The 10,869-nt window shown below is 41.2% G+C and carries 10 protein-coding genes, 1 tRNA gene, 2 rRNA genes and 1 pseudogene (1 of these 14 running past the window's edge); all 14 read left to right on the plus strand.

Features of this window, described 5'->3' with window-relative positions:
• Nucleotides 1-5: 5 nt before the first annotated feature.
• Nucleotides 6-188: a 50S ribosomal protein L30 gene (rpmD, locus tag CCC20_RS06095; protein ID WP_003062874.1), complete on the plus strand. Its 183-nt coding sequence runs from the start codon at nucleotides 6-8 to the stop codon at nucleotides 186-188.
• Between the two features lie 138 nt (nucleotides 189-326).
• A complete protein-coding gene (rplO, locus tag CCC20_RS06100; protein ID WP_003062876.1) occupies nucleotides 327-767 on the plus strand; it encodes a 50S ribosomal protein L15 in 441 nt (146 codons plus the stop codon).
• 15 nt (nucleotides 768-782) lie between these two features.
• A complete protein-coding gene (gene secY, locus CCC20_RS06105) occupies nucleotides 783-2,087 on the plus strand; it encodes a preprotein translocase subunit SecY (protein ID WP_117479683.1) in 1,305 nt (434 codons plus the stop codon).
• Nucleotides 2,088-2,183: 96 nt separating this feature from the next.
• Nucleotides 2,184-2,825: an adenylate kinase gene (locus CCC20_RS06110; protein ID WP_003062880.1), complete on the plus strand. Its 642-nt coding sequence runs from the start codon at nucleotides 2,184-2,186 to the stop codon at nucleotides 2,823-2,825.
• A 119-nt stretch (nucleotides 2,826-2,944) separates the two neighbouring features.
• Entirely contained in the window at nucleotides 2,945-3,163 is a 219-nt protein-coding gene (gene infA, locus CCC20_RS06115) for a translation initiation factor IF-1 (protein ID WP_001040189.1), read from the plus strand.
• Between the two features lie 25 nt (nucleotides 3,164-3,188).
• Nucleotides 3,189-3,305, plus strand: coding sequence for a 50S ribosomal protein L36 (gene rpmJ, locus CCC20_RS06120; protein ID WP_002959355.1), 117 nt, complete (start codon nucleotides 3,189-3,191; stop codon nucleotides 3,303-3,305).
• 18 nt (nucleotides 3,306-3,323) lie between these two features.
• On the plus strand, nucleotides 3,324-3,689 hold the full coding sequence (gene rpsM / locus CCC20_RS06125; RefSeq protein WP_003062883.1) for a 30S ribosomal protein S13: 366 nt from the start codon (nucleotides 3,324-3,326) through the stop codon (nucleotides 3,687-3,689).
• A gap of 17 nt (nucleotides 3,690-3,706) precedes the next feature.
• Nucleotides 3,707-4,090 (plus strand): 30S ribosomal protein S11, encoded by a 384-nt coding sequence (gene rpsK, locus CCC20_RS06130; RefSeq protein ID WP_003062885.1) that lies wholly within the window; start codon nucleotides 3,707-3,709, stop codon nucleotides 4,088-4,090.
• A 48-nt stretch (nucleotides 4,091-4,138) separates the two neighbouring features.
• Nucleotides 4,139-5,077, plus strand: coding sequence for a DNA-directed RNA polymerase subunit alpha (locus tag CCC20_RS06135; protein WP_058692613.1), 939 nt, complete (start codon nucleotides 4,139-4,141; stop codon nucleotides 5,075-5,077).
• A 14-nt stretch (nucleotides 5,078-5,091) separates the two neighbouring features.
• Nucleotides 5,092-5,478, plus strand: coding sequence for a 50S ribosomal protein L17 (gene rplQ, locus CCC20_RS06140; protein WP_003062890.1), 387 nt, complete (start codon nucleotides 5,092-5,094; stop codon nucleotides 5,476-5,478).
• A 589-nt stretch (nucleotides 5,479-6,067) separates the two neighbouring features.
• Nucleotides 6,068-6,737, plus strand: a pseudogene (locus CCC20_RS11480) (transposase); the annotation flags it as partial.
• 506 nt (nucleotides 6,738-7,243) lie between these two features.
• Nucleotides 7,244-8,792, plus strand: a 16S ribosomal RNA gene (locus CCC20_RS06155).
• A 55-nt stretch (nucleotides 8,793-8,847) separates the two neighbouring features.
• Nucleotides 8,848-8,920: transfer RNA gene (locus CCC20_RS06160), tRNA-Ala, on the plus strand.
• Nucleotides 8,921-9,064: 144 nt separating this feature from the next.
• A 23S ribosomal RNA gene (locus CCC20_RS06165) occupies nucleotides 9,065-10,869 on the plus strand (it continues 1,096 nt past the right edge of the window).
• Together the 16S and 23S rRNA genes with 1 tRNA gene alongside form the textbook arrangement of a ribosomal RNA operon.

Genomic DNA, 10,869 nt, shown 5'->3' on the forward strand with positions numbered 1-10,869 from the left:
TAATAATGGCTCAAATTAAAATTACTTTGACTAAGTCTCCAATCGGACGCATTCCTGCACAACGCAAAACAGTTGCTGCTCTTGGACTTGGTAAATTGAATAGTTCAGTTGTCAAGGAAGACACACCAGCTATTCGTGGAATGGTTACTGCAGTTTCACACTTGGTAACTGTTGAAGATGTTAAATAATTAACATAATAATTTTAAGTTTAAGTCGCGGAGAAACCTCTTGCGACTTAAACTAGATATAGTATAGGCGAGTTTCTATGGGGAGTCCTTTCCCCTCATAGAGGCGCTAGCATTTTACAAATAAGGAGAAAATTAATAATGAAACTTCATGAACTTAAACCAGCAGAAGGTTCTCGTAAAGTACGTAACCGTGTAGGTCGTGGTACTTCATCTGGTAATGGTAAAACAGCTGGACGTGGTCAAAAAGGTCAAAAAGCTCGTAGCGGTGGTAAAGTACGTCTTGGTTTTGAAGGTGGACAAACTCCATTGTTCCGTCGTATGCCAAAACGTGGTTTCTTGAACGTCAATGCTAAAGAATACGCTCTTGTAAACCTTGACCAACTTAACGTCTTTGAAGACGGTACTGAAGTAACTCCAGTTGTTCTTAAAGAAGCTGGAATTATCCGTGCTGAAAAATCAGGTGTAAAAGTTCTTGGTAATGGCGAATTGACTAAAAAATTGACTGTCAAAGCAGCTAAATTCTCAAAATCTGCTGAAGCAGCTATCACTGCAAAAGGTGGTTCAATCGAAGTCATCTAATGAGGAGGACTTAGTATGTTCTTTAAATTACTTAAAGATGCACTAAAGGTAAAAAATGTTAGAAATAAAATTTTCTTTACACTTTTTATCATCTTGGTTTTCCGCATTGGAACACATATTACCGTGCCAGGTATCAATGCGAAAAGTCTTGAACAATTAGGGGAGCTTCCCTTCTTAAATATGTTGAACCTTGTTTCTGGTAATGCTATGAGCAATTTCTCTGTATTTTCTATGGGTGTTAGCCCATATATCACAGCATCTATCATCGTTCAACTGTTGCAAATGGATATCTTACCTAAATTTGTTGAATGGAGTAAACAAGGTGAAGTAGGACGCCGTAAGCTTAATCAAGCAACGCGCTATATTTCACTCGTCCTAGCTTTCGTTCAATCTATTGGTATTACAGCAGGATTTAATACTCTTTCAAATATTTCATTGGTATCAACACCAAATGTTAAGACTTATCTTCTCATTGGTGCCTTGTTAACAACAGGTAGTATGATTGTGACATGGCTTGGTGAGCAAATCACCGACAAAGGTTTTGGTAATGGTGTCTCAATGATTATCTTTGCAGGTATCATTTCATCGATTCCAAATGCTATCTCAACAATTTATGAAGATTTCTTTGTGAATGTACGTTCAAGTGATTTATTATCTTCATACATCTTTGTAGCTTTGTTGATTGTGGCAGTATTGGCAATTGTATTTTTTACAACCTTTGTTCAACAAGCAGAATACAAAATTCCAATTCAATATACAAAACTTGTTCAAGGTGCGCCTACAAGTTCTTACCTTCCTTTAAAAATTAATCCGGCCGGCGTCATTCCCGTTATCTTTGCTAGCTCGATTACAACAATTCCAAGTACGATTATTCCGTTGATTTCAAATGGAAAAGACATTCCTTGGTTAACTACTCTAGAATCATTCTTGAATTACCAAACACCAAGCGGTATGGTAGTTTACGCGGTGCTAATTATTTTATTCTCATTCTTCTATACTTTTGTGCAAGTTAATCCTGAAAAAACAGCAGAAAACTTACAAAAAGGTGCGTCATATATTCCTAGTGTTCGACCTGGACGTGAAACAGAAGAATACATGTCTTCACTCTTGAAGAAATTAGCTACTGTGGGTTCAATTTTCTTGGCGTTTATTTCATTAACTCCAATTATCGCTCAACAAGCAATGAACCTATCTAGCAGTATTGCTCTTGGAGGAACAAGTTTACTTATCTTGATTTCAACCGGTATTGAAGGTATGAAACAACTTGAAGGCTATCTTTTGAAGAGACAGTATGTTGGTTTCATGAACACAGCAGAATAGAATACAGGTTGACCTAGTCAACCTTTCTATTTTGTTTTTGAATAAATTTAGCACTACGGTGTTAAATTTATTTAAAAACAAAATAAGGAGACTATCATGAATCTTTTAATCATGGGTTTACCCGGTGCTGGTAAAGGAACTCAAGCAGCAAAAATTGTTGAAAAATTTGGTGTAGCTCATATTTCTACTGGAGATATGTTCCGCGCTGCAATGGCAAATAAAACTGAAATGGGTGTCCTTGCAAAATCATTCATTGACAAAGGTGAACTTGTACCCGATGAAGTTACTAACGGTATCGTTAAAGAACGTTTAGCACAAGATGACATCGCAGGAAAAGGCTTTTTGCTTGATGGCTATCCACGTACTATCGAACAAGCACACGCTTTAGATGAAACACTTAACAACTTGGAGCTTAAATTAGATGGTGTGATTAACATTGAAGTTAACCCAGAATCACTTATTGAGCGTTTAAGTGGTCGTATTATCAACCGTAAAACTGGCGAAACTTTCCACAAAGTATTCAATCCACCAGTTGGTGACTACAATGAAGATGATTTCTACCAACGTGAAGACGATAAACCTGAAACTGTAAAACGCCGTCTTGATGTTAATATCGCTCAAGGTGCACCAATCATTGAACATTACCGCAAAGCAGGTATTGTCTTTGATATTCAAGGTAATCAAGACATTGATGATGTTTTTGCAGATATTGTTAAAGCTATCTCATCATTAAAATAATTTAAGAATTTTCTACTTGCATAAGTAGAAAAGACATGATATAATAGGCTAGTCTGGCTTATAATTGTTACCTCTGTGTTCAGAGGACATCAAATCGAAATTTAGGGGGGGACTTTTGCGTGGCAAAAGAAGATGTGATTGAAATTGAAGGTAAAGTTGTTGAGACGATGCCTAATGCAATGTTTACTGTTGAGTTAGAAAATGGACACCAAATCTTGGCAACTGTATCAGGAAAGATCCGTAAAAACTACATTCGTATTTTGGTAGGTGACCGTGTTACTGTTGAAATGAGTCCGTACGATTTGACACGTGGACGCATCACATACCGCTTTAAATAATCGAAATAATTGGAGGGATTAAAAAATGAAGGTAAGACCATCAGTCAAACCAATTTGCGAATACTGTAAAGTTATTCGTCGTAACGGTCGTGTTATGGTAATTTGTCCATCAAATCCAAAACACAAACAACGTCAAGGATAATTATAGAAAGGAGAAAAAATGGCTCGTATTGCTGGAGTTGATATTCCAAATGAAAAACGTGTAGTAATTTCACTTACTTATGTGTATGGTATCGGTCTTGCTACTTCTAAGAAAATCTTAGCTGCAGCTGGTGTTTCAGAAGATATCCGTGTTAAAGATTTAACATCAGACCAAGAAGATGCTATCCGTCGTGAAGTTGATGCAATTAAAGTTGAAGGTGACCTTCGTCGTGAAGTAAACTTGAACATCAAACGTTTGATGGAAATCGGTTCATATCGTGGTATCCGTCACCGTCGTGGACTTCCTGTCCGTGGACAAAACACTAAAAATAACGCTCGCACTCGTAAAGGTAAAGCTGTTGCGATTGCAGGTAAGAAAAAATAAAATAGGAGGTAAAAAAATTGGCTAAACCAACACGTAAACGTCGTGTGAAAAAGAACATCGAATCTGGTGTTGCTCATATTCACGCTACATTCAATAACACTATTGTTATGATTACAGATGTGCATGGTAATGCAATTGCTTGGTCATCAGCTGGTGCTCTTGGATTCAAAGGTTCTCGTAAATCTACTCCATTCGCTGCACAAATGGCCGCTGAAGCTGCTGCAAAATCTGCACAAGAACATGGTCTTAAAACCGTTGAAGTTACTGTAAAAGGTCCTGGTTCAGGTCGTGAGTCTGCTATTCGTGCTCTTGCTGCTGCTGGTCTTGAAGTGACTTCAATTCGTGACGTTACTCCTGTGCCACATAATGGTGCTCGTCCTCCAAAACGTCGTCGTGTGTAATCGTAATTGTTAATAGTACACAAGATTCGTTTCGAGGGAGTATAATAAATGATTGAGTTTGAAAAACCAATAATAACAAAAATTGATGAAAATAAAGATTACGGTAGATTTGTCATTGAACCACTTGAACGTGGCTATGGGACAACTCTAGGTAATTCTCTTCGTCGTGTACTCTTGTCTTCACTCCCAGGTGCGGCAGTAACATCAATTAAAATTGATGGAGTACTCCACGAATTTGACACTATTCCAGGTGTACGCGAAGATGTTATGCAAATCATCCTTAATATTAAAGGACTTGCAGTAAAATCTTATGTTGATGATGAAAAAATTATCGAACTTGACGTTGAAGGTCCAGCAGAAGTTACTGCGGGAGATATTTTAACAGATAGCGATGTCGAAATCGTCAACCCTGACCACTATCTCTTTACAATCGCTGAAGGACACAGTTTAAAAGCTACAATGACTATCGCTAAAAACCGTGGTTATGTCCCAGCAGAAGGTAACAAAAAAGAAGATGCTCCAGTGGGAACATTGGCTGTAGATTCAATCTACACACCAGTGAAAAAAGTTAATTATCAAGTTGAACCTGCTCGTGTAGGTAGCAATGATGGCTTTGATAAATTAACACTCGAAATCATGACAAATGGCACAGTTATTCCTGAAGATGCTTTAGGTCTTTCTGCTCGCGTCTTGATCGAACACTTGAACCTCTTTACTGACCTTACAGAAGTGGCTAAAAACACTGATGTAATGAAAGAAACTGAGAAAGTGAACGATGAGAAAGTGCTGGACCGTACCATCGAAGAACTTGATTTGTCAGTTCGCTCATACAACTGTCTTAAACGTGCAGGTATTAATACCGTATTTGATTTAACAGAAAAAACTGAGCCCGAAATGATGAAAGTCCGTAACCTTGGTCGTAAGAGCCTTGAAGAAGTCAAAGTTAAACTTGCTGATCTTGGACTCGGACTCAAAAATGATAAATAATATAGGAGGATAAAATGGCTTACCGTAAACTAGGACGCACTAGCTCACAACGTAAAGCAATGCTTCGTGATTTGACAACAGATCTTTTGATTAACGAATCTATTGTAACAACAGAAGCTCGTGCTAAAGAAATCCGTAAAACAGTTGAAAAAATGATTACTTTAGGTAAACGCGGTGATCTTCATGCTCGTCGTCAAGCAGCTGCTTTCGTACGTAATGAAATTGCATCTGAAAACTTTGATGAAGCTACTGAGAAATACACTTCACAAACAGCTCTTCAAAAACTTTTTGATGAAATCGCACCTCGTTATGCAGAACGCAACGGTGGATACACTCGTATTCTTAAAACAGAACCTCGCCGTGGTGATGCTGCTCCAATGGCAATCATTGAATTAGTATAATTTTTATCAATTTTGTTGAGTGTTATGATGATGGAACTAAAAAGTTCTTAGTCTAGCTCTGGTCTACCGCTAGGTTTTTTCCTAGCGGGAACACTCATCATATTGGTGTTTTTAGTAACGCTTGTTTACGAAATGTCTCTAGATTAGAAACACTTCGTAAGCAGGCGTTTTTGAGTTTTTTGCTCTTTGTCAACCGTAGTGGGTGTCAAAGTTAACTTCTAGCGAGAACAACATTTGTTCTTGCTTTTTTGATGTTTAACGTGAGGTAAATGCGTTTTTTCTTACTTTTGTGGATGGTGAAAAAATTATTTTGAAATTTATATAGTTTTTAGGTATACGGAGCCACTATTTTACCACAAATGCGATGTATGATTATAATAGCCGTAAAACGCATTTTAATGGCTAAATTCAGCCCTATAAAATTTATTAAAGAAAAAGTACTGTAAACTATAAAAATAGCTATTTACGGTAAATAAAACGCTTCTGATGCTTGAAGTGTTCAAAAATGAAATTAGTCACTTGAGTGTATCAAAAAACATCTCAGAGAGATAATTGTAATTACCATAACAACAATTAGAAGGAGTCTGATATGCAAGACTATTACACACCAAAAGGGGACCATTTAACACTAGCAGACTCTATAAATATTGAACGTTGACTCAAAGAAGGTCACTCTAATCGTGAAATCGCTAGAAAATTAACTAAAGCTTCTCAAACCATTAAAAACGAAGCCAAGCTGGGACAAGTTAGACAACAGGTACGTAGAAGGAAATTGGAGGTTCATTACTCAGCTGACTTTGCTTAGGAAGGCTATGAGAATAACCGTAAGCATTCTGTTAAGAAAACCTCTCTGACTCAGAAGCTTAAAGAACAGATTGTTCACTACCTCAAACAGAAATACTCGCCTGAAATGATGGTCAAAGCAAAGCCAGCCTTGTTTTATCCTCGAAAAGTGAAAGATAAGAAGAAGCAAGCTAGTCCTGACTTTAAGCCTGTCGGAAACTCTATTGAAGAACGACCAGCGAGTATCAACAAGCGTGAGAACGTAGATGATTTTGAGATTGATACCGTGATTCAGACACGGGAAAAAACAAGTGTCGGTTGACACTAGGCGATAGAAAGAATCGCTATCAAATCATTCGCCTAGCAGACATTTTGACCTTGAGAATATTTATTATGCACACCCCTATTCGTTTTGGGAGAGGGGAACGAATGAGAACTACAACAGACTTACTAGGCGTTGGTTACCTAAAGGAAGTAAAAAAGCGATGTAACAATAAGTCATATTTATTGAATGCTGGGGTAAAAACTATCCCAAAAAGTGCTTGCTTATCAATCTCCTAGAGAGTTTTTATAAAATATAACTTTCACTTGAAATTTGGTTTTCAAGTGAAAGTTATATTTTAATCAAAAAATTTTCTAGAAGTAGTTGACAGTTTATCTTAAGTTTAGTATACTAGTTGAGCTGTCGTAAGAGAGCAGGAGTCAGGCTTACAGAAAATCTAAAAAAGAAGTTGACAAAGTAAGTTTGAGATGATACACTAATATAGCTGTTGTCCGAGATGTTCAGCAGTAATCAGATTGAAACAGATTTGAAAAAAACTTTAAAAAAGTAGTTGACAAGCTGTTTTAGATTTGATAGAATATAGAAGTTGTCTCACGAGAGACAAAGACCTTTGAAAACTGAACAAGACGAACCAAACGTGCGGGTTGAGAAATCGACCTGTTAAGAAATAAATCTGTCAGTGACAGAATGAGAACAAGATTAAATGAGAGTTTGATCCTGGCTCAGGACGAACGCTGGCGGCGTGCCTAATACATGCAAGTAGAACGCTGACTACTTTAGCTTGCTAGAGTAGAAGGAGTTGCGAACGGGTGAGTAACGCGTAGGTAACCTGCCTACTAGCGGGGGATAACTATTGGAAACGATAGCTAATACCGCATAACAGTGTTTAACACATGTTAGATGCTTGAAAGATGCAATTGCATCACTAGTAGATGGACCTGCGTTGTATTAGCTAGTTGGTGGGGTAACGGCCCACCAAGGCGACGATACATAGCCGACCTGAGAGGGTGATCGGCCACACTGGGACTGAGACACGGCCCAGACTCCTACGGGAGGCAGCAGTAGGGAATCTTCGGCAATGGGGGCAACCCTGACCGAGCAACGCCGCGTGAGTGAAGAAGGTTTTCGGATCGTAAAGCTCTGTTGTAAGAGAAGAACGTGTGTGAGAGTGGAAAGTTCACACAGTGACGGTAACTTACCAGAAAGGGACGGCTAACTACGTGCCAGCAGCCGCGGTAATACGTAGGTCCCGAGCGTTGTCCGGATTTATTGGGCGTAAAGCGAGCGCAGGCGGTTTAATAAGTCTGAAGTTAAAGGCAGTGGCTTAACCATTGTTCGCTTTGGAAACTGTTAAACTTGAGTGCAGAAGGGGAGAGTGGAATTCCATGTGTAGCGGTGAAATGCGTAGATATATGGAGGAACACCGGTGGCGAAAGCGGCTCTCTGGTCTGTAACTGACGCTGAGGCTCGAAAGCGTGGGGAGCAAACAGGATTAGATACCCTGGTAGTCCACGCCGTAAACGATGAGTGCTAGGTGTTAGGCCCTTTCCGGGGCTTAGTGCCGCAGCTAACGCATTAAGCACTCCGCCTGGGGAGTACGACCGCAAGGTTGAAACTCAAAGGAATTGACGGGGGCCCGCACAAGCGGTGGAGCATGTGGTTTAATTCGAAGCAACGCGAAGAACCTTACCAGGTCTTGACATCCCGATGCTATTTCTAGAGATAGAAAGTTTCTTCGGAACATCGGTGACAGGTGGTGCATGGTTGTCGTCAGCTCGTGTCGTGAGATGTTGGGTTAAGTCCCGCAACGAGCGCAACCCCTATTGTTAGTTGCCATCATTTAGTTGGGCACTCTAGCGAGACTGCCGGTAATAAACCGGAGGAAGGTGGGGATGACGTCAAATCATCATGCCCCTTATGACCTGGGCTACACACGTGCTACAATGGTTGGTACAACGAGTCGCAAGTCGGTGACGGCAAGCAAATCTCTTAAAGCCAATCTCAGTTCGGATTGTAGGCTGCAACTCGCCTACATGAAGTCGGAATCGCTAGTAATCGCGGATCAGCACGCCGCGGTGAATACGTTCCCGGGCCTTGTACACACCGCCCGTCACACCACGAGAGTTTGTAACACCCGAAGTCGGTGAGGTAACCATTTAGGAGCCAGCCGCCTAAGGTGGGATAGATGATTGGGGTGAAGTCGTAACAAGGTAGCCGTATCGGAAGGTGCGGCTGGATCACCTCCTTTCTAAGGAAAAACGGAAGCACGTTTGGTAGTCTTGTTTAGTTTTGAGAGGTCTTGTGGGGCCTTAGCTCAGCTGGGAGAGCGCCTGCTTTGCACGCAGGAGGTCAGCGGTTCGATCCCGCTAGGCTCCATTGAATCGAAAGATTCAAAGTGATTGTCCATTGAAAATTGAATATCTATATCAAATTCCACAATTAGAAATAATTGTAGAAAGTAACAAGAAATAAACCGAAACGCTGTGATTTAATGAGTTTAAGGTCAATAGACCAAAATAAGGTTAAGTTAATAAGGGTGCACGGTGGATGCCTTGGCACTAGAAGCCGATGAAGGACGTGACTAACGACGAAATGCTTTGGGGAGTTGTAAGTAAACATTGATCCAGAGATGTCCGAATGGGGGAACCCGGCATGTGAAGCATGTCACTCATTACTGTTAAGGTAATGAAGAGGAAGACGCAGTGAACTGAAACATCTAAGTAGCTGCAGGAAGAGAAAGCAAACGCGATTGCCTTAGTAGCGGCGAGCGAAACGGCAAGAGGGCAAACCGATGTGTTTACACATCGGGGTTGTAGGACTGCGTTGTGGGACGCAAGATTATAGAAGAATTACCTGGGAAGGTAAGCCAAAGAGAGTAATAGCCTCGTAATCGAAATAATCTTAAACCCTAGCAGTATCCTGAGTACGGCGAGACACGAGAAATCTCGTCGGAATCCGGGAGGACCATCTCCCAACCCTAAATACTCTCTAGTGACCGATAGTGAACCAGTACCGTGAGGGAAAGGTGAAAAGCACCCCGGGAGGGGAGTGAAATAGAACCTGAAACCGTGTGCCTACAACAAGTTCGAGCCCGTTAATGGGTGAGAGCGTGCCTTTTGTAGAATGAACCGGCGAGTTACGATATGATGCGAGGTTAAGTTGAAGAGACGGAGCCGTAGGGAAACCGAGTCTTAATAGGGCGCTTTAGTATCATGTCGTAGACCCGAAACCATGTGACCTACCCATGAGCAGGGTGAAGGTGAGGTAAAACTCACTGGAGGCCCGAACCAGGGCACGTTGAAAAGTGCTTGGATGACTTGTGGGTAGCGGAGAAATTCCAAACGAACTTGGAGATAGCTGGTTCTCTCCGAAATAGCTTTAGGGCTAGCGTCGATGTTAAGTCTCTTGGAGGTAGAGCACTGTTTGATTGAGGGGTCCATCCCGGATTACCAATATCAGATAAACTCCGAATGCCAATGAGATATAATCGGCAGTCAGACTGCGAGTGCTAAGATCCGTAGTCGAAAGGGAAACAGCCCAGACCACCAGCTAAGGTCCCAAAATATATGTTAAGTGGAAAAGGATGTGGGGTTGCACAGACAACTAGGATGTTAGCTTAGAAGCAGCTATTCATTCAAAGAGTGCGTAATAGCTCACTAGTCGAGTGACCCTGCGCCGAAAATGTACCGGGGCTAAAACATATTACCGAAGCTGTGGATACCTATTATAGGTATGGTAGGAGAGCGTTCTATGTGTGAAGAAGGTGTACCGTGAGGAGCGCTGGAACGCATAGAAGTGAGAATGCCGGTATGAGTAGCGAAAGACAGGTGAGAATCCTGTCCACCGTAAGACTAAGGTTTCCAGGGGAAGGCTCGTCCGCCCTGGGTTAGTCGGGACCTAAGGAGAGACCGAAAGGTGTATCCGATGGCCAACAGGTTGATATTCCTGTACTAGAGTATATAGTGAAGGAGGGACGCAGTAGGCTAACTAAAGCGTGCGATTGGAAGAGCACGTCTAAGCAGTGAGGTGTGATATGAGTCAAATGCTTGTATCTCTAACATTGAGCTGTGATGGGGAGCGAAGTTAAGTAGCGAAGTTAGTGATGTCACACTGCCAAGAAAAGCTTCTAGCGTTAATTATACTCTACCCGTACCGCAAACCGACACAGGTAGTCGAGGCGAGTAGCCTCAGGTGAGCGAGAGAACTCTCGTTAAGGAACTCGGCAAAATGGCCCCGTAACTTCGGGAGAAGGGGCGCTGGCTTTAAGTCAGCCGCAGTGAATAGGCCCAAGCAACTGTTTATCAAAAACACAGCTCTCTGCTAAA

The sequence above is a fragment of the Streptococcus sp. LMAG:39 genome (assembly GCF_008680485.1).
Lineage (GTDB): Bacteria > Bacillota > Bacilli > Lactobacillales > Streptococcaceae > Streptococcus > Streptococcus pasteurianus.

What these genes read in the sequence shown, in the direction of transcription:
- rpmD (WP_003062874.1), top strand. Translation starts at nt 6, where the DNA reads ATGGCTCAAATTAAAATTACTTTGACTAAGTCTCCAATCGGACGCATT.
- rplO (WP_003062876.1), top strand. Translation starts at nt 327, where the DNA reads ATGAAACTTCATGAACTTAAACCAGCAGAAGGTTCTCGTAAAGTACGT.
- secY (WP_117479683.1), top strand. Translation starts at nt 783, where the DNA reads ATGTTCTTTAAATTACTTAAAGATGCACTAAAGGTAAAAAATGTTAGA.
- CCC20_RS06110 (WP_003062880.1), top strand. Translation starts at nt 2,184, where the DNA reads ATGAATCTTTTAATCATGGGTTTACCCGGTGCTGGTAAAGGAACTCAA.
- rpmJ (WP_002959355.1), top strand. Translation starts at nt 3,189, where the DNA reads ATGAAGGTAAGACCATCAGTCAAACCAATTTGCGAATACTGTAAAGTT.
- rpsM (WP_003062883.1), top strand. Translation starts at nt 3,324, where the DNA reads ATGGCTCGTATTGCTGGAGTTGATATTCCAAATGAAAAACGTGTAGTA.
- CCC20_RS06135 (WP_058692613.1), top strand. Translation starts at nt 4,139, where the DNA reads ATGATTGAGTTTGAAAAACCAATAATAACAAAAATTGATGAAAATAAA.
- rplQ (WP_003062890.1), top strand. Translation starts at nt 5,092, where the DNA reads ATGGCTTACCGTAAACTAGGACGCACTAGCTCACAACGTAAAGCAATG.